The sequence below is a fragment of the Plantactinospora sp. B24E8 genome (assembly GCF_039871735.1).
In the GTDB taxonomy this organism is placed as follows: Bacteria; Actinomycetota; Actinomycetes; order Mycobacteriales; family Micromonosporaceae; genus Plantactinospora.
This window is the reverse complement of sequence record NZ_JBDPMH010000001.1, coordinates 537,893-556,692: the sequence shown is the minus strand read 5'-3', so window position 1 is coordinate 556,692 and position 18,800 is coordinate 537,893. Positions and strand designations below refer to the sequence as shown.

Annotated in this window: 12 protein-coding genes; 5 read left to right on the top strand and 7 right to left on the bottom strand. The window is 71.5% G+C overall.

Annotation, left to right across the window (positions count from 1 at the left end):
• Together ABGB21_RS02620 and hemL are read right to left on the bottom strand one after the other, a co-directional pair.
• Complete coding sequence (locus tag ABGB21_RS02620; protein WP_347676197.1) at positions 1-666, bottom strand: histidine phosphatase family protein; 666 nt, start codon at positions 664-666, stop codon at positions 1-3.
• A complete protein-coding gene (gene hemL / locus ABGB21_RS02615) occupies positions 663-1,997 on the bottom strand; it encodes a glutamate-1-semialdehyde 2,1-aminomutase (RefSeq protein ID WP_347658578.1) in 1,335 nt (444 codons plus the stop codon). The genes ABGB21_RS02620 and hemL overlap by 4 nt, the downstream gene beginning before the upstream one ends.
• Before the next feature lie 440 nt (positions 1,998-2,437).
• Here hemL and ABGB21_RS02610 point away from each other — a divergent pair, with 440 nt between their 5' ends.
• On the top strand, positions 2,438-2,773 hold the full coding sequence (locus tag ABGB21_RS02610; RefSeq protein ID WP_347658579.1) for an STAS domain-containing protein: 336 nt from the start codon (positions 2,438-2,440) through the stop codon (positions 2,771-2,773).
• A gap of 261 nt (positions 2,774-3,034) precedes the next feature.
• Here the strand turns inward: ABGB21_RS02610 and ABGB21_RS02605 are convergent, their stop codons facing one another.
• Entirely contained in the window at positions 3,035-3,589 is a 555-nt protein-coding gene (locus tag ABGB21_RS02605) for a response regulator (RefSeq protein WP_347658052.1), read from the bottom strand.
• A complete protein-coding gene (locus tag ABGB21_RS02600) occupies positions 3,586-8,004 on the bottom strand; it encodes a HAMP domain-containing protein (protein WP_347676195.1) in 4,419 nt (1,472 codons plus the stop codon). Before ABGB21_RS02600 ends, ABGB21_RS02605 begins: the two co-directional genes overlap by 4 nt.
• Positions 8,005-8,347: 343 nt before the next feature.
• Between ABGB21_RS02600 and ABGB21_RS02595 the strand changes: the two genes are divergently transcribed.
• Positions 8,348-10,423 (top strand): SpoIIE family protein phosphatase, encoded by a 2,076-nt coding sequence (locus ABGB21_RS02595; RefSeq protein ID WP_347676193.1) that lies wholly within the window; start codon positions 8,348-8,350, stop codon positions 10,421-10,423.
• A gap of 18 nt (positions 10,424-10,441) precedes the next feature.
• Here the strand turns inward: ABGB21_RS02595 and ABGB21_RS02590 are convergent, their stop codons facing one another.
• Positions 10,442-11,857 carry an FAD-binding oxidoreductase gene (locus tag ABGB21_RS02590; protein ID WP_347676191.1) on the bottom strand — a complete coding sequence of 472 codons (1,416 nt, stop codon included), beginning with the start codon at positions 11,855-11,857 and terminating at the stop codon, positions 10,442-10,444.
• Between the two features lie 79 nt (positions 11,858-11,936).
• Between ABGB21_RS02590 and ABGB21_RS02585 the strand changes: the two genes are divergently transcribed.
• Entirely contained in the window at positions 11,937-14,024 is a 2,088-nt protein-coding gene (locus ABGB21_RS02585; protein WP_347676189.1) for a S9 family peptidase, read from the top strand.
• Positions 14,025-14,050: 26 nt separating this feature from the next.
• On the opposite strand, the gene ABGB21_RS02580 is transcribed toward ABGB21_RS02585, so the two are convergent.
• The gene (locus ABGB21_RS02580; RefSeq protein ID WP_347658057.1) at positions 14,051-15,340 is read right to left on the bottom strand and encodes a hypothetical protein; all 1,290 of its coding nucleotides are present in this window, start codon (positions 15,338-15,340) and stop codon (positions 14,051-14,053) included.
• 87 nt (positions 15,341-15,427) lie between these two features.
• Here ABGB21_RS02580 and ABGB21_RS02575 point away from each other — a divergent pair, with 87 nt between their 5' ends.
• Complete coding sequence (locus tag ABGB21_RS02575) at positions 15,428-16,666, top strand: family 16 glycosylhydrolase (protein ID WP_347658058.1); 1,239 nt, start codon at positions 15,428-15,430, stop codon at positions 16,664-16,666.
• Between the two features lie 106 nt (positions 16,667-16,772).
• Here ABGB21_RS02575 and ABGB21_RS02570 read toward each other — a convergent pair whose 3' ends face one another.
• Positions 16,773-18,038: a helix-turn-helix transcriptional regulator gene (locus ABGB21_RS02570; RefSeq protein WP_347676187.1), complete on the bottom strand. Its 1,266-nt coding sequence runs from the start codon at positions 18,036-18,038 to the stop codon at positions 16,773-16,775.
• Between the two features lie 246 nt (positions 18,039-18,284).
• On the opposite strand from ABGB21_RS02570, the gene ABGB21_RS02565 reads away from it, so the two are divergent.
• Positions 18,285-18,770 (top strand): peptidase inhibitor family I36 protein, encoded by a 486-nt coding sequence (locus ABGB21_RS02565; RefSeq protein WP_347658060.1) that lies wholly within the window; start codon positions 18,285-18,287, stop codon positions 18,768-18,770.
• Positions 18,771-18,800 lie beyond the last annotated feature (30 nt).

The window sequence follows — 18,800 nt, the reverse complement described above, 5'->3', positions numbered from 1 at the left end:
TCAAGCTCCCTTGGCCGTCCGGGCGCTCGGCGACATCGCCACCAGGTGCGCCGCCGGCTCGGAGTAGCCGATCCCGACGATCTTGGCACCGTCGAAGTGGAACGAGGTCAGGCTCGCCAACCCGCACTGCCGCCGGCGCGGATCGTGCCAGAGCCGCTTGCGCTCGACATGCCGACGCAGCGTCCAGATCGGCAACTGGTGCGAGACGCAGACCGCCTCCCGCCCCTCGGCCGCCACCCGGGCGGCGTGCAGCGCCCCGAACATCCGCTCGGCGATCAGCCGGTACGCCTCACCCCAGGACGGGGTCACCGGATCCCGCAGCACCCACCAGTTCCGCGGATCCCGGAACGAGCCGTCCCCGGGGGACACCCGCTTACCCTCGAACCAGTTGGTGCTCTCGATCAGCCGCTCGTCGACCCCGACCGGCAGGTTGAACTGGGCGGCGATCGGCTCGGCGGTCTGCTGCGCCCGCTCCAGCGGACTGGCCACCACGTACGCGATGTCGCGGTCGGCGAGCGCCTGCGCCGCCGCCTTCGCCATCTGCACACCCAGCTCGGAGAGGCGGTAACCGGGCAGCCGCCCGTACAGGATCTTGTCCGGGTTGTACACCTCGCCGTGCCGCAGCACGTGGACCACCGTGGTGCTCACCGCGTCATCCCCCGTCATTCCCCGTGACCGGCCGCCGCCGCAGCCTCCGCCGCGGCGGGCAGCGCCGCCGCGTACTGTTCCAGCGCGGCGTCGTCCAACGCCGTCGACACGAACCACGACTCGAAGGCGCTCGGCGGCAGGTAGACCCCGCCGGCCAGCATCGTGTGGAAGAACGCCTTGAACGCGGCGACGTCCTGACCGCGCGCGCTCGCGTAGTCGACCACGTCCGCGTCGGTGAAGAAGATCGAGAACATGTTCCCGGCGTACGACAGCCGGTGCGGCACCCCTGCGGCGGCCAACGCCTCGCTCGCCAGCCGGCCCACCGTCGCGGCGGACTCGTCGAGTCGCCGGTACACCGCCTCGTCGGCCAGCCGCAGCGTGGTCAGGCCGGCGGCGCAGGCGAGCGGGTTACCGGAGAGGGTGCCCGCCTGATAGACCGGACCGGCCGGCGCCAGCCGGGCCATCACCTCGGTACGCCCACCGAACGCCGCCGCCGGCAGTCCACCACCCATCACCTTGCCGAACGTGAACAGGTCGGCGTCGACCGGGTCGAGCCCGGCCCAGCCACCAGCGGAGACCCGGAACCCGGTCATCACCTCGTCGACGATCAGCAGCGCGCCGTTGGCGTGCGCGATCCGGGCCAACGCCTGGTTGAAACCGTCCCGGGGAGCCACCACGCCCATGTTGCCGGGCGCGGCCTCGGTGATGATCGCGGCGATCTCCGACCCCTGGGCCGCGAACGCCGCCTCCACCGCCGCCACGTCGTTGTACGGCAGCACGATCGTCTCGCCCGCCGCCGCGCCGGTCACCCCGGGGGAGTCCGGCAGGCCGAGCGTGGCGACCCCGGAACCCGCCGCCGCGAGCAGGGCGTCCACGTGTCCGTGGTAGCAGCCGGCAAACTTGACGATCTTGCTGCGGCCGGTATAGCCCCGGGCCAACCGGATCGCCGTCATCGTCGCCTCGGTACCCGAGTTGACCAGTCGTACCTGCTCCACCGGGGTCCGCGCGACGATCTCGGCGGCCAGCTCGACCTCACCCTCGGTCGGCGTACCGAAGCTGGTGCCGAGCGCGGCGGCGGCCTGCACCGCGGCCACCACCTCCGGGTGGGCGTGCCCGAGGACCAGCGGCCCCCACGAGCAGACCAGGTCGACGTACCGCCGGCCGTCGGCGTCGAAGAGCCACGGCCCGGAGCCCCGTGCCATGAACCGGGGCGTACCACCCACGGCCAGGAAGGCCCGGACAGGGGAGTTCACCCCGCCCGGCACGATGGCACGGGCGCGGTCGAAAAGGGCCTGGGAGGCCGGGGCGTCGGCCGGGTAGCGGCCGGGTCCGGCAGGGTTCGCGCTCACGGTCTCGCCATTCTGTCAGCGCCATCTGGCCGGCCGGCAGCCACCCCTGCACGGGTCGCCCGGGTCACTCCGGGTTCCTGGGCGCGGCTGGGTGGGTGGGCGTGGTCGGGGGGTTGAGGCGGCTGTGGGTGGGCGTGGTCGGGGGGTTGAGGGCGGATCACCCGCTCTGGGCGGTCAGGCTTGATCCCGACGCGGGCGATCCGCCCCCAACCCTGCCCGGCTTGCTCTCCGCGCGGACGCCGCCGCCCCCAACCCCTGTCCGGCTCGCGCTCCGCAGCCACACCACCGCACCCGATCTCGGTCTGGCCTCGGAACCGGGACACGCCTGTCCGGTCAGAGCCGGAGTGGGTGTTCTCGAGTCCGGCAGTCTGCCGGATACCGGACGGACAGCCGGCAGTTACCAACAGGCCGGTTCGGCCAGGTCGCGATAGGCTGATCGGGTGAACCGTGCGGAGCTGACCATCGCGGTCCAGCGGAATCCCGACGAGGCGATCCTGCGCCTCGCCGGCGAGATCGACATGCTGACCGCCGGCAGGCTGTCGAGCGTCGTCAACGAGGTGCTCACCGACGCACCGTCCCGGATCGTCCTCGACCTGGCCGACGTCACCTTCTGCGACTCGCAGGGCCTCGGCACCCTGGTGGTACTGAGCCGCAAGGCCAGCCACGCACAGAGTCTGCTGATGCTGACCAATGTCGGCGACTTCCTGTTGCGGGTGTTGGACATCACCGGACTCCGCTCCGCCCTGATGATCCGCAACGAGCAGTCCACCGGCTGAACCGGCGTCAGTCGGACCGGTCCAACACCCAGCCAAATCGGCCGACGGCCGGATTGCCAGCGCGACCAGAATGAGCCGGACGGGGTTGGGGGCGGATCGCCCGCGTCGGGATCAAGCCTGACCGCCCAGAGCGGGTGATCCGCCCCCAACCCCCAAGCCCGACCACGACGAACCTCAGGCAGCCGCACCCCAGCGGGATCAAGCCTGACCGCCCAGAGCGGGTGATCCGCCCCCAACCCCCAAGCCCGACCACGACGAACCTCAGGCAGCCGCACCCCAACGGGCCTCTTCGAGCATCTGCATCGCCCGCTCCCGCGCCGCCGGGTCGTCCGAGCGGAGCAGGGAGACCGCCTCGTCGACCGCCTCGGTCAACCCCCGCCACTGGGCGTCCCGCTCCCGGACCAGCACGGACTGCGCGGCGAGCTGCCGGGTCTTGACCCACAGCTCGACAAAGACCGAGACCTTGGCCCGCAGCACCCAGGGGTCGAACGGCTTGGTCAGATAGTCGACCGCGCCGACCGCGTACCCGCGGAGGGCGAGCTGGGCGTCCCGGTCGGCGGCGGTGAGGAAGATGATCGGCACGTGCCGGGTACGTTCCCGCCGCTTGATGTGGCTGGCGGTCTCGAAGCCGTCCATGTCCGGCATCTGGGCGTCGAGCAGGATGACCGCGAAGTCCTCCACCAGAAGCTGCTTGAGCGCGGCCTCCCCGCTCTCCACCGCGACCGGCTGCACCGGCAGGCCCTGCAGGATCGCCTCGAGCGCCATCAGGTTCTCCCGCCGGTCGTCGACCAGTAGGGCTTTGGCCAGCTCGCTCACCGAATCGTCCCCTCGTCGCCCGCCCCGGGTCCGGCGGTGTCGCGGCCGTCCCCGTGCACCCAGGACGCCATCAGCTCGATCAGTTCGTCCAGGTCCACCGGCTTGGTGATGTAGTCGCTCGCGCCGGCGCCCAGTGCCGACTCACGGTCGCCGGGCATCGCCTTCGCGGTCAGGAAGACCACCGGCAGGTCGGTGAACCGGTGGTTGCGGCGGATCGCCCGGGTCGTCTCGTAGCCGTCCTGGTCCGGCATCATCGCGTCCATCAGCACGATGTCCACCTCCGGATGCTCGGCGAGCAGACGTACCCCGTCCACCCCGTTGTCCGAGTAGAGCACGGTCATGCCGTGCAGCTCCAACGCGCTGGTCAGGGCGAAGACGTTCCGGACGTCGTCGTCGATGATCAGCACGGTGGCGCCGTCGAGCTGCCGGGAGGCCGGCGAGACCGGCCGGTCGGGCTCGGTGGGGATCCGCAGCATCGGCGGCTGCGCGCCGGCGGGGGTCACCCGCGCGGCCGGCAGCGGCACCGGCGGCGGGGTCACCACCGCGTCCGGCGCCAGCACGTCCGGTACGAAGAGGGTGAAGGTCGAGCCCTGTCCGGGTGCCGACGAGACGGTGATGGTGCCGCCGATGAGCCGCGCCAGGTCCCGGCTGATCGACAGTCCGAGGCCGGTGCCGCCGTACCGGCGGCTGGTGGTGCCGTCGGCCTGCTGGAACGCTTCGAAGATCAGCCCGAGTTTGTCGTCGGAGATGCCGATCCCGGTGTCGATGACGGTGAACGCCACCACCTGTCGGGCGGCGGCCAGCGCCGGTACGTCGGTGAAGCTGCCCTCCGGGGCCGAGGCCGGCCCGATCCGCAGTGTCACCGCCCCGTTGTCGGTGAACTTGACCGCGTTGGAGAGCAGGTTCCGGAGGATCTGCTGCAGCCGCTGCGGGTCGGTGACCAGGCTCGGGGGAAGCTCCTTGGAGATGCGTACCTGGAAGTCCAGGCCCTTCTCCTCGGCCTGCGGCGCGAACGCCTGCTCGACGTAGCCGCGGATCTCGGAGAACCGCACCTCGGCCGGGGTGACGTCCATCCGGCCCGCCTCGATCTTCGACAGGTCGAGGATGTCGTCGATCAGCGAGAGCAGGTCGGAGCCGGCACTGTGGATGGTCCGAGCGAACTCGATCTGCTTCTCGGTGAGGTTCTGCTCCGAGTTGTCGGCGAGCAGCCGGGCCAGCAGCAGCAACGAGTTGAGCGGCGTACGCAGTTCGTGGCTCATGTTGGCCAGGAACTCCGACTTGTACGCCGAGGCGCGGGCCAACTGTTGGGCCTTGTCCTCCAGACCGATCCGGGCGAGTTCGATCTCCCGGTTCTTGGTCTCGATGTTGCCCTTCTGTTCGGAGAGCAGTTGGGCCTTGTCCTCCAACTCGGCGTTGGTCCGCTGCAGCTCGGCGGACTGTTCCTGCAGCTCGTGGGCGAGCCGCTGGGACTGGGCGAGCAGTTCCTCGGTACGGCGGTTGGCCTGGATGGTGTTGACCGCGATGCCGATGGTGGTCACCAGCCGCTCCAGGAACGACAGGTGCAGTTCGGAGAAGGGCGAGACGCTGGCGAACTCGATCACGCCGAGCAGTTCGCCCTCGAAGAGGACCGGGAGCACCACCAGGTCGGCGGGGGCGGTGGCGGCGAGTCCGGAGCGGAGCGTCAGGCTGCCGTCCCGGGGTGCGCCGACCCGGATGGTGCGTCGGGAGAGCGCGGCCTGTCCGACCAGTCCCTCGCCGGGACCGAAGGTGACGTCGTGGTGCCGGGCGACGTAGCCGTACGAGGCGGTGAGCCGGAGCCGCATCGCGGCCTCGTCGCTGGCGTCGGCGAGGAAGAAGGCGCCGAGCTGGGCGTCGACCAGCGGGGTCACCTCGGTCATGATCATGCGGCAGACCTCGACGAGGTCCCGCTGGCCCTGCAGCAGGCCACCGATCCGGGCCAGGTTCGAGTCGAGCCAGCCCTGTTCGGCGTTCTTCTTGGTGGTCTCCCGCAGGGTGACGATCATCTGGTTGATGTTGTCCTTCAGCTCGGCGACCTCACCCTGGGCCTGCACGGTGATCCGCTGGGTCAGGTCGCCGGTGGTCACCGCCGTGGAGACCTGGGCGATCGCCCGCAGCTGGGTGGTGAGGGTGGAGGCGAGCTGGTTGACGTTCTCGGTGAGGTCCTTCCAGGTGCCGGAGACGCCCTTCACCTGGGCCTGACCGCCGAGCTTGCCCTCGATGCCGACCTCCCGGCCGACCCGGGTCACCTCGTCGGCGAACGAGGAGAGCTGATCCACCATCGTGTTCACGGTGTCCTTCAGCTCCAGGATCTCGCCCTGCGCGTCCACGGTGATCTTCTGCGACAGGTCACCCTTCGCCACCGCCGTGGTCACCGAGGCGATGTTCCGCACCTGCGCGGTCAGGTTGGAGCCCATCGAGTTCACGTTGTCGGTCAGGTCCCGCCAGGTGCCGGAGACACCCTTCACCTGGGCCTGACCGCCGAGCTTGCCCTCGGTGCCCACCTCGCGGGCCACCCGGGTCACCTCGTCGGCGAACGAGGAGAGCTGGTCAACCATGGTGTTGACGGTGTTCTTGAGTTCGAGGATCTCGCCCTGCGCGTCGACGGTGATCTTCTGGCTCAGGTCGCCCTTGGCGACCGCGGTGGAGACCTGGGCGATGTTCCGGACCTGGGCGGTCAGGTTCGACGCCATCGAGTTCACGTTGTCGGTCAGGTCCCGCCAGGTGCCGGCGACGCCGCGTACCTGGGCCTGACCGCCGAGCTTGCCCTCGGTCCCGACCTCACGGGCCACCCGGGTCACCTCGTCGGCGAACGACGAGAGCTGGTCCACCATCGTGTTGACCGTGGACTTGAGTTCCAGGATCTCGCCCCGGGCGTCCACCGTGATCTTCTGCGACAGATCACCCTTCGCCACCGCCGTGGTCACCGAGGCGATGTTCCGCACCTGCGAGGTCAGGTTCGACGCCATCGAGTTCACGTTGTCGGTCAGGTCCCGCCAGGTCCCGGAGACCCCCTTCACCTCAGCCTGACCGCCGAGCTTGCCCTCGGTCCCGACCTCACGGGCCACTCGGGTCACCTCGTCGGCGAACGACGAGAGCTGGTCCACCATGGTGTTGACGGTGTTCTTCAGCTCCAGGATCTCGCCCCGGGCGTCCACCGTGATCTTCTGCGACAGGTCACCCTTGGCCACCGCGGTGGAGACCTGGGAGATGTTCCGCACCTGCGAGGTGAGGTTGCCGGCGAGTTGGTTCACGTTCTCGGTCAGCGCGCGCCAGGTGCCGGAGACGCCACGTACCTGGGCCTGACCGCCGAGCTTGCCCTCGATGCCCACCTCACGGGCCACCCGGGTCACCTCGTCGGCGAACGACGACAGCTGGTCCACCATCGTGTTGACGGTGTCCTTCAGCTCCAGGATCTCGCCCTGCGCGGCCACCGTGATCTTCTGACTCAGGTCGCCCCGGGCCACCGCCGTGGAGACCTGGGCGATGTTCCGCACCTGGGCGGTCAGGTTCGACGCCATCGAGTTGACGCTGTCGGTCAGGTCCTTCCAGGTGCCGGCGACGTTCGGCACCTGGGCCTGGCCGCCGAGCTTGCCCTCGGTGCCGACCTCACGGGCCACCCGGGTCACCTGCTCGGCGAAGAGCCGCAGCGTGTCGGTCAGCCCGTTGATGGTGTGCGCCAGTTCGGCGACCTCGCCCTTGGCGGAGACGGTGATCTTCTGGGACAGGTCACCCCGGGCCATCGCCGTGGTCACCTGGGAGATCGACCGCACCTGGTACGTCAGGTTCGACGCCATGGTGTTCACCGAGTCGGTGAGGTCCTTCCAGGTGCCGGCGACCCCGCGTACGTCCGCCTGACCGCCGAGCTTGCCCTCGGTGCCGACCTCACGGGCCACCCGGGTCACCTCGTTGGAGAACGACGAGAGCTGGTCGACCATCGTGTTCACGGTGCGGCCGATCCGGAGGAACTCACCGCGCAGTGGGCGGCCGTCGATCTCCAGATCCATGTGCTGGGAGAGGTCGCCGTCGGCGACCGCCACGATCACCCGGGCGATCTCGGTGGTCGGCCGGCCGAGGTCGTCGATCAGCGAGTTGATCGCCCGCTGGCCCTCCGCCCAGGCACCCTCCATGCCCTCCTCGTCGAGCCGCTCGGTGAGCCGGCCGTCGCGGCCGACGATCCGACTGATCCGGCGCAGGTCGAGATGCTGCCGCTCCTGCAGCGACACCACCTCGTTGAAGGCGTCGGCCACCTCGCCCGCGGCGCCGTTGCGGCGCGGCAGTCGTACCTTGAAGTCCCCCCGGCGGACCCGCCGCAGCGCGTCGGCGAGTTCGCCGAGCAGCACCGCGTCCTCGGCGCCGGATCGCTGGTCGGCAGAGAGTTGGTTCGCCGTGGTCATCGTCCCTCGCTCAGGCTTGGTGGCAGGTGGGCAACCCACGCCAGTCCGTGCCCACCCGGTGGTCCCGGCCGCATCCCCGAGGCGCCTCGGCCACTCCGCCCCGACGCGACGCCCCCATCATTGTGCCTGTCGCCGGGCGGATGCCACCCTGTGGCGCTCGTCGATCGTCGACCCCCGACGGTAGCCACAGACGGCAACACACCCGGACATAGGGAATCAGTAGGGCATTCCTCAGCCTAGCGCGAACCAGTTCCGGCCCGTCGGGGCCGCAAGCTGGGGTGAGTCACCGCGCCCGGATAGTGTTGCTTGGATCTCGGATCCGGCTGGTGGAGGAGTCGACAGGGTGTCAGCGGAAAGGGACGGTGGCGTGGACGACCAGGTACGTCGGGTCCGGCTGCCCGCCGACCGCCGTACCCCGGCGGCGGCCCGTGCCCTGGTGCGTTCCGTGCTGGCCGAGGCGGGCCTCGACGAACTGCTGAACGAGGCGCTGCTGCTCACCACCGAACTCTCCACCAACGCCGTCGAGCACGCCCGCACCGAACTGGACATCGAGGTCGTCGCGGACGAGTCCGGACTCACCGTGACCGTCTCCGACTTCGCCGTCGGGCCGATCGACGACGTCACCGCCCGGCCCCGCAACGACCTGACCGACATCTCCCAGGTCTCGGAACGCGGCCGCGGTCTGCTCCTGGTCGACCACTTCGCCAGCCGCTGGGGCACCACCCACCAGGCCAGCGGCAAGGGGGTCTGGTTCCGGCTGGACCGCAAGAGCGACACCGACCCGGACGACCGGCCGGCCGAACCGGGTGGCAGCGCCCTGCCCCCCGCCGCCCCCAGCGTGCCGCGACCGGTCGCCCCGTCCGCGCCGAGCGCCGGCGCGATGAGCGCGCTGATGCAGACCACCCCCGACCCGTACGCCGACGACCCGCTCCCCACCTTCGCCGCCGACCTGCTGGTCCGGGTCGGCGACATGGTCGGGGCGGCCGGCGGGGCGGTACGCCTCGACCGGGGCGACGGGGCCGGCTGGCAGCTCCTCGCCCGGTACGGCCGACAGCCCCGCCCCGGCGACGAACTGCTCCGGGTGCCGTTGACCGTGCACCGGCCGTACGCGGGGGAGCTGGAGCTGGACGCGGCGCCCTCCGGGTACGCCCGCCCGCTCGCCGCCCTGGTCGCCGAACGGCTCTCCCTGCACCTGGAGAACGACCGGCTGCGCCGGGCAGACCTGCGCCGACAGACCTGGCTCACGTTCCTCGCCGAGGCCAGCGAGCTGCTCGCCCAGTCACTCGACGTCGACCTGACGATGGCGTTGGTCCCGCAGCTCGTGGTGCCCCGGCTCGGCCAGTGGTGCGCGGTGCACACCGTCGACGAGTGGGGCCGGCTCCGGCTGGCCGCGGCCATCCACGCCGACGAGGCGCAGCTGCCGGAGCTGCACAAGATGCTGCAGGACGAGAGCACCGACTCGGTGCAGGCCCGGCTGCGCGAGACGGTACGCGGCCCCGGTCAGGTGCCGATCGGACCGCCGCTGGACGGCATCGCCGTACCGCTGGTCGCCCGGGGGCAGCGGCTCGGCACCCTGGCCGTCGGTCGCCACCAGCGGCACCGGCACGACCCGGACGAGATCGCCGTGCTGGAGGACGTGGCCCGGCGCGCCGCGTTGGCCATCGAGAACGCCCGGATCCACGACGAACGGCGCAGGGTCGCGCAGACCCTCCAGAAGTCCCTGCTGCCGCCGGTCCTGCCGGTGGTCGACGGCATCGGCTTCGCCGCCGAGTACGTGCCGACCGGGGACGCCGCCGACGTCGGCGGCGACTTCTACGACCTGGTGCCGCTGACCGACGACCGCTGGCTGGTGGCGGTCGGCGACGTCTCCGGCAAGGGGGTCCAGGCGGCGACGGTGACCGGCCTGGTCCGCAACGTGCTCCGGGTGCTGGCCGGGGACGGCCGGCCGCTGCCGGAGGCGCTGGCCCGGCTCAACGGGACGCTGGTCGAGCGGGGCGGCGGCCGGTACTGCACGCTGGCCCTGGCCGCGGTACGTCGGGAGCCGACCGGCCACCTGCACGTCGCCCTGCACCTGGCCGGGCACGACCGGCCGTTGAAGCTCGGCGGCGACGGGCGTGCCGCGTTCGTGGGCGCCGGTGGTACGGCGCTCGGCCTGCTCGACTCGATCGCCTCCCCGGTGGCGGAGGTCCGGTTGGCGCCCGGGGACGCGCTGGTCTTCTACACCGACGGGGTGACCGAGCGGCGCCGCGGCCGGGAACTCTTCGGCCTGGACCGGCTGCGGGAGGCGGCGACCCCCCTGGCCGGCTATTCGGCCGAGGTGGTGGCGGCCCGGCTCCGCTCGGCGGTGATCGGTTTCTCCGTCGAGTCGCCCCGGGACGACATCGCGATCCTGGTGCTGCGCAACGACGCGCTGGTCTGACTCCGCGACCGGATTGGCTCAGAGGCCGCCGGGGTAGCGGCCGGGTGCGAGCCGTCGGGCCGGGTCGTACCGCTGCTTGAGTCGGCGCAGCAGCGGAAGCTCGGGCACCTCGCCCCAGAGGTCCACCGTGGACCGGACCGGTGCCGGGGCGGCGACCACCAGGCAGCGCCCGGAGCGGGCGGAGAGTACGGCGCGTACCCCGGTCAGGATGGCGGCGACCTGCTCGGGTCGGGTGCTGCCCGGCAACGCGGCGTGTACGACGCCGCGGCCGGCCGAGCCACGGACCGGCACCGGCACCCCGGCCGCGTCCCGCAGCGCGTAGATGGCGGCGTGCAGGTCGTCGGCTGGCACCTCGATACGCAGGGCGATCTCGTCGGGTTGGAACGGGTAGCGACGCCACCAGTGCGGCGGGCTGTCGTCGGCGCGGACGTCGCCGCCGAGCAGCTGGCTGAGCCTCGACACCCGCTGGGCGACGTCGGCGGCGCCGCCCTCGATCAGGACGGCGAGCCGACCGGAGCCGCGACCGGTCGGCCGGGCACGGCGGGCCGACCCGGCGGGGTGGTCCGGTGGCGGATGCCCCCGGAATCCGCCGATGCGGCGGGGCACGACAGGTCGGGCCGGTTCGCCCGCCGGCAGGTCGACCTCGATCGCGGTCGGTGTCAGCCCGGCGGCGCGGACCTGGCGCACCAGGTCGTGCATCTCCAGCGGGGTCCAGACCGGACGGCTCACCCAGATCCGGCGCTCCGGGATCGGCTGCACCCGCAGCAACGCCGAGACCAGCACACCGAGAGCGCCCTGTGAACCGCAGAGCAGTCGGGTCAGTTCCGGGTCGGCGCGCTCGGCCGGAACGGTCGGCCGCCTCGCCGTCCCGGCGTGGCCGAGTCTGCCGGTGGCGTCGACGTAGCCGACCCCGACCAACTGGTCACCGGGTGGGCCGGACAGATGTTGCAACGGGCCACCCTCGCCGGCCGCGACCATGCCGCCGATCGTCGCGCCGGTCGACGGCACGTCGAACGGCAGCCGGCGGCCGGCCCGGGCCAGGATCGCCTCGGCGGCGCGGACCGGCGTCCCGGCGCCGATCTCGACGAGTCGGTCGTCGGTGGGGTGGCCCCACACACCGGCGAGCCGACCGGTGTCCAGCACGATGTCCACCCGGGACGGTGCGGCACCCCAGTCGAGTTTGGTGCCGGCGCCGCGGGCGACGACCGAGAGGTCGTACTCCCCGGCGAGTCGGACCACCTCGGCGACGGCGGCCGGAGTGGCGGGCGCGGCCACCCACCGGGCCAGCGTGCCGGCCACCTCGTCGGCCGCCCCGGCGGGCCGGGCGAAGCCGTCACCGCAGATCGCGGCGAGCCGGCGGCGGACCTGCCCGTCGGCGTCGGATCGGCCGGCGTCGGATCGGCCACCGTCGGGTCGCGCGGAAATCTCCCCCACCCCGTCATCGTACAGGTGTACTAATTTTTGACAACGCCCGGTCCGGGCCGGACGTCGCTGCGGACGGTAACGTGACCGGGTGAACTCTGAGACGACCGCCGCCCCCGTCGCCCGTCGGGTGCCCGCCGAGCGCACCCACCACGGCGACACCGTGCTCGACGAGTACGCCTGGCTCGCCGCCAAGGACGACCCGGAGACCATCGCCTACCTGAACGCCGAGAACGCCTGGACCGAACAGCGCACGGCGGGGCTGGCCGCATTCCGGGACACCCTGTTCGACGAGACGAAGAGTCGCACCCAGGAGACGGACCTGTCGGTGCCGTCCCGGAAGAACGGATACTGGTACTACACCCGGACGGTGGAGGGCCAGCAGTACGGCATCCACTGCCGGCGCGCGGTCGCCGACGGCGAGGCCGCGCCGCCGATCCCGGCCGACGGCGCTCCGCTGGACGGCGAGGAGATCCTGCTCGACGGCAACGCGCTCGCCGAGGGCCACGACTTCTTCGCGCTCGGCACCTTCGACGTCAGCCCCGACGGACACCTGCTGGCCTACTCCACCGACTTCGACGGCGACGAACGGTTCACCCTGCGGGTCAAGGACCTGCGCACCGGCGAGGTGCTCGACGACGAGGTGCCGGACACCTTCTACGGCAGCGCGTGGTCGGCCGACGGCTCGATCCTGTTCTACCTGACCGTGGACGAGGCGTGGCGGCCGTACCGGGTGTGGCGGCACACGATCGGCAGCCCGGCGACCGCCGACGAGATCGTCTACGAGGAGAGCGACGAGCGGTTCTGGGTCGGCGTCGGACTGACCCGCTCGGAAAAGTTTGTCGTCATCGACGCACACAGCAAGGTCACCAGCGAGGTACGGGTCATCCCGTCGGCGAACCCGACCGGCGCACCCGCGGTCGTCGCACCCCGCCGGCAGGGTGTCGAGTACTCGATCGAGCACCACGGGCACCGGTTCCTGATCCTGCACAACGACGGCGCCGAGGACTTCGCGCTCGCGTACACCTCGGCGGACGCGCCCGGCGACTGGGTGCCGATGATCGAGCACTCCCCCGGCACCCGACTGGAGTCGGTGGACGCCTTCGCCAACCACGTCGTGGTGTCGCTGCGCACCGGCGGGTTGACCGGGATCCGGGTCCTGCCGGACGGCAGCACCGGCTCGTACGACATCACCTTCCCGGAACCGCTCTACAGCGTCGGGCTGGACAGCAACCCGGAGTACCAGACCAACACCATCCGGCTGCACTACACCTCGATGGTCACCCCGGACTCGGTCTACGACTACGACCTGGTGACCCGGGAGATGGTGCTGCGCAAACGCAAGCCGGTGCTCGGCGACTTCGACCCGGCCGACTACGAGCAGCACCGCGACTGGGCGCTGGCCGACGACGGCACCCGGGTGCCGATCTCGCTGGTCTGCCGGGCCGGCACCCCCCGGGACGGCTCGGCGCCCTTCCTGCTCTACGGCTACGGGTCGTACGAGGCCAGCATGGACCCGTGGTTCTCCATCCCCCGGCTCTCCCTGCTGGACCGGGGCGTCATCTTCGCGGTCGCGCACGTACGCGGCGGCGGTGAACTGGGCCGGCGGTGGTACGAGACCGGCAAGATGCTGGCGAAGAAGAACACCTTCACCGACTTCGTCGCCGCCGCCCGGCACGTGGTGAAGGCGGGCTGGACCTCCTCGGAGCGGCTGGTCGCCCGGGGCGCCTCCGCCGGCGGGCTGCTGATGGGCGCGGTGGCGAACCTGGCACCGGACGCCTTCGCCGGCATCGTCGCCCAGGTGCCGTTCGTCGACCCGCTCACCTCCATCCTCGACCCGTCGCTGCCGCTCACCGTCACCGAGTGGGAGGAGTGGGGCAACCCGCTCGACGACCCCGAGGTGTACGCGTACATGAAGTCGTACTCGCCGTACGAGAACGTGGCGGCGCAGGACTATCCGGCGATCCTCGCGGTGACCAGCCTGAACGACACCCGGGTGCTCTACCACGAGCCGGCCAAGTGGGTCGCCCGGCTGCGGGCCACCGCCCCGGACGGCGACTACCTGCTGAAGACCGAGATGGGCGCCGGCCACGGCGGCCCGAGTGGCCGTTACGACTCCTGGAAGGAGGAGGCGTTCATCAACGCCTGGATCCTCGACCGCCTCGGTGCGGCGGGCTGACCGGGTTCAGCACAGGCTGACCGGGCTCACCGCAGGCCGCGGTCGCGCAGCAGGGTGAGCCGGTCGGCCGGTACGCACTCCGGCAGGTTGCGGTCGAGGTCGACCAGTTCCCAGTCGACGGCGTAGACCACAAAATCGTCGGTGACCGGCAGGACCGGGGTCCAGTCGTAGGCGTTGAGGTCGGCCGCGACCGCGCAGAGCAGTCCACGGGCCCGCTCGTTGACCCCGCTGCCGGTCGCCCCGGCACCGCCGTCGCTGCCGGCGGCCGGGGTGCTGCCGTCACTGTCGGCCGCCATCAGCTCCTGCCGGAGCAGCCGTACGGTGTCGGACAGCGCCTCCAGCTCGACGGATCCGAGATGGTGCAGGTCGGACGGGTTCCAGATGATCCAGGCAGGGTCGTCGTCCGAGGCGCCAGGGTCGCCGTCCCCGGCCTCGTCCCCGGCTTCGGCTTCGGCTTCGGCTTCGGCTTCGGCTTCGGCCAGCCAGTCACGGCGTTGCGAGTCGAGGCCTACGTGCACCGCGAGTGTGCCGAGCGGGTCGTTCGGTAGGTAGCCCAGCGCCACGCAGTACGCCGGCTCGTCGACCGCCATCTGTCGGATCTCCTCCGGCACCTGCCGGACCAGTTCCCGGTGTGCCGTCTCCATCGCCGCGTCCAGGGTGAAGCCGGCCGGCGGGCGTTCGTACACCAGCTCTGTCCGATGACCGGACCAGTCGATCTCCAGCCGGGACAGGCCGGCGTCGTCGTACCCGGCCGTGATCGTCTGGTACGGAGTGAGTGGGCCCAGCCGTCGCTCCGGCCGGCCCGCCCGTTCGGCGCGCCAGGTCCGGACCAGCCTCACCCGGTCGCCGGTCCAGGCGTACGTCTCGTGGCCGCCGCCACCGGTCGCGGCCGTGGTCGCAGACCGGATCCGGCCGGCCTCGAAGCGGTACTCGTGCAGGTAGATCGGTTCACCGCCGCTGCGGAAGTGCGCCTCCTCGACGGTGTCCGAAGCAACCGACCGGAGTGTCTCGTAGTAGAGAGTGCCGCGCAGGAAGCCGCTGTACTCCTCGATCACCACCGCCCGACCCCCGGCGTCGAAGCCGATCCGGTGGTGGTCCCGGTCCTCCGACGGCCGTTCGGCGAGCGGTTGGCCGGGCCTCCACCGGTGCCGTTCGTACCAGAGGGGACGCAGGTCGACGGCGTCCGCGCTGTACCACTGCCAGCGGACCACTGCGGCGTGTGCGGCCCGCCGGCGCTCCGGATACTCCTGGCGGAGCCGCCCGAACCGCAGGTCGAGGGGGGACAGGTCGACCACGGGAAGATCCTCGTCCGACACCGCATGGATGCTACCGGCACAAACTCCAAACAAGACTTTCAGTTAAGAACCTTGCCAGAAACTATCAGCTGATATAGAACCATCTACATGCGTACGCGACGAACCCCCCTCATCCTCGCGCTACTCGGCGTCGGCCTCGCCGGCGCGCTCGCGGCCACCACCCCGGCCACCCCCGCCAGCGCCGAACCCGGTGCCCTCGTCTGGAGCGACGAGTTCAACGCCCCGGCGGGCACCGCACCGGACGGCAACAAGTGGAGACACGACACCGGAGGCGGCGGCTGGGGCAACAACGAGCGGCAGTACTACACCAACAGCACCAGCAACGCCGCCCACGACGGCAATGGCAACCTGGTGATCACCGCCCGCCGGGACAACCCCGGCAACTACCAGTGTCACTACGGCCGCTGCGAGTACACCTCGGCGCGGCTGCTCACCGCCAACACCTTCACCCGGACGTACGGCCGGTTCGAGGCCCGGATCAAGGTCCCGCGCGGCCAGGGCATCTGGCCGGCGTTCTGGATGCTCGGCGGCATGCCGTGGCCGGACATGGGCGAGATCGACATCATGGAGAACATCGGTCGTGAACCCGGCAACCTCTACGGCACCCTGCACGGGCCCGGCTACTCCGGCGGCAACGCGATCAGTTCCCGCTACACGCTCCCCGGCGGCCAGGCGTTCGCCGACGCCTTCCACACCTTCGCCGTCGACTGGGCCCCCGACTCGATCACCTGGTACGTCGACGGCATCCAGTACGCCCGCAAGACCCCGGCCGACCTGAACGGCAACCGCTGGGTCTTCGACCACCCGTTCTTCATGATCATGAACGTCGCGGTCGGCGGCAACTGGCCCGGCTACCCCGACGCCACCACCACGTTCCCGCAGCAGATGCTGATCGACTACGTCCGGGTCTGGGCGTGGAACACCGGCGGTGGCGGCAACCCCGGCCCCACCGGCTCGATCATCGGGCTCGGCAACCGCTGCATCGACATCCCCGGCGCCAACCCGGCCGACGGCACGCAACTGCAGATCTGGGACTGCAACGGCACCGCCGCCCAGCAGTGGACGTTCGCCGCCGACGGCACCGTCCGGGCGATGGGCAAGTGCATGGACGTGGCGAACGCCTCGACCGCGAACGGCGCCAACATCCAGATCGTCGGCTGCAACGGCAACGCGGCCCAGCAGTTTGTCCTCAGCGCCGCCGGTGACCTGGTGAACCCCCGGGCCAACAAGTGCGTCGACGTACGCGACCACAACAGCGCGAACGGCGGCAAGCTGCAGCTCTGGGAGTGCACCGGCGCCAGCAACCAGAAGTGGCGGCGCGGCTGACCGTCGGCCCCGATCCGGCTCGCCCGAGCCTAAGGATCACCCCCGGTGGCCCCGCACGGGCTCAGCCCGGGGGCGGCACCACCCGTCCGGGTCGTACCCCGTCCGGTCATCCTCCGTTCGGGTAGCGACACGCGGAGGCCGCCGCCTCGGCCTGCTGCCCCGGGTCCAGCGTCACCGGCACCGCCCGGCCCGGAGCCGCCGGCCGCACCTGCCGGGCCCGGACCAGACCGGTCGGGCTGTCCCCGCCCAGACAGGCGGCGGCGACCACAACCACCGGCTCGCCCGCCTGCGGCGTGGCCGCAGTAGCCAGCCGGGCCCGCGCCCCGACCGCCGGATCGGGTACGTCAGCCAGCGCCACCTGCCGCCACGTCCGCCGACCCGGTGTCGTCGCGGCACCCGTCGAGGTGGTGAAGCCGACCACGTGCAGGTCCCGGCCCGTGGCCTGCAGCGTCACGCTCGCGGAGTCGTCGGAGTTGTCGGCGACGACGGAGAGGGCGAGATCGCTCGGGACCGGACGTCCGTGGGGACAGTCCGAGGCGCGCAGACCCCGTGGCGGGTTGCCGTGGATGACGGCCGAGGAGACCACTCCGCCACCGGCCAACTTGAACCAGCGCACGTCGGGTGTGCCGCCGGTGTTGTCGTACACCTTCTCGCCCACGCAGTAGCCGGTGAAGCCGACGGTGCAGTGCGGCGGGATGGTACGCAGCACCGGCTCGTCCCGGGTGGCGCCGCCCCGTACGTGCGCGCCACCGCCGTAGGTGACCCCGCTGAAAACGGCCTCGGCCGGCGCCCCCGGACAACCCGCCGCCCCGGCGGGAGACCGTGCCGGGTTGTCGCCCGACCGGGACAGCCCGGTCACCGCCACGATCCCGACGGCGACGGTCGCCGCCGCCACGCAGACCAGTACGGCCCACCGCCGCGACATCAGACCGGTAGCTGACCCCGCGCCGACCGGCGGTTCCGCCCGGTCCGCCACGCCAACCGGCGGTTCCGCCCGGTCCGCCACGCCAACCGGCGGTTCCGCCCGGTCCGCCGCCCCTGGCCCGGCGTCGGCTGGCGGTTCGGCCCGGTCGTCCGTCGGGTGCAGCCCGGTGTCACCCGTCTGCTGCTGCGCCGCCGCGGCCTCGTGCCAGCGTCGACGCCACCCGATCGGATCACCACCACAGGCGCCGACGTACGCGAGCAGCACCTCCAGGGTCGGCAGGCGCATACCGCCGGCCGCCTCGGACAGCGTCGACGCGCTGTAACCGGCGGACCGGGCCAGCGCCCGGTAGGTCGGATTGCCCGCCTCGGCACGGAGTTTCCGCAGGTCGTACGCGAGGGCCTGCACCGGGCCGGCGGTCGGATCGACGGGTCGCTCGGAACGAGCCACGTGATCACTCTCCCCAGGAGTTTCCGGGCACCTCACACCCATCGTCACCGAGGTCGCCGGCCCGAACCAGCGGGCTGTCGGATTCTCGCCCCTGGGCGCCCTTGTCCGGAATTGATTGATCAGGGCTGTCGGGCGTTCCGGTCAACCGGTGCGGCGGATAGCAAGGAAGGCGAGGCGCCGCCGGTGCCGACGGAAAGCCGCCATCGGCTCCGCCGGTGGACGTCGTACCGACGAGAGGAGAAGAAGATGAGGACACGAACGATCACCGCGACCGGTGCGCTGCTCGGGGCGCTGGGCCTGGTCGGCGCGCTCGGCTCGCCGGCCTCCGCCGCGCCGGCCCGCGACTGCGTGGTGGACCTGGATTCCAGGACCGTGACCTGCGCGGCAACCGAGGAGCAGGCACTGCGGGCGGCCGGCGTCGCCGCCTCCGTGGTCATCGCCCGGACGTACGACGGCACCAACTACTCCGGTGCGGTGCATACCTGGGTCCAGGCCCGGGCCTGCACACCGTCGTACGACAACGAGTGGCAGTGGGGGGACCTGCGCAGCACCAGCGGCGGCAACTGGAACAACCGGATCAGCTCGGTGCGGACGTACCAGCGGTGTGACGTGAGGTTCTACGACGGGATCAACTTCACCGGTGCGGCGTCGACCTGGATCGACGCGTCGGCGAACCTGGCCGCGGTCGGCGCCGGCTGGAGCAACCGCGCCGGCTCGATCAAGTTCTCCTGATCGCCCCTCAGCGGATACGGACACGGTCCT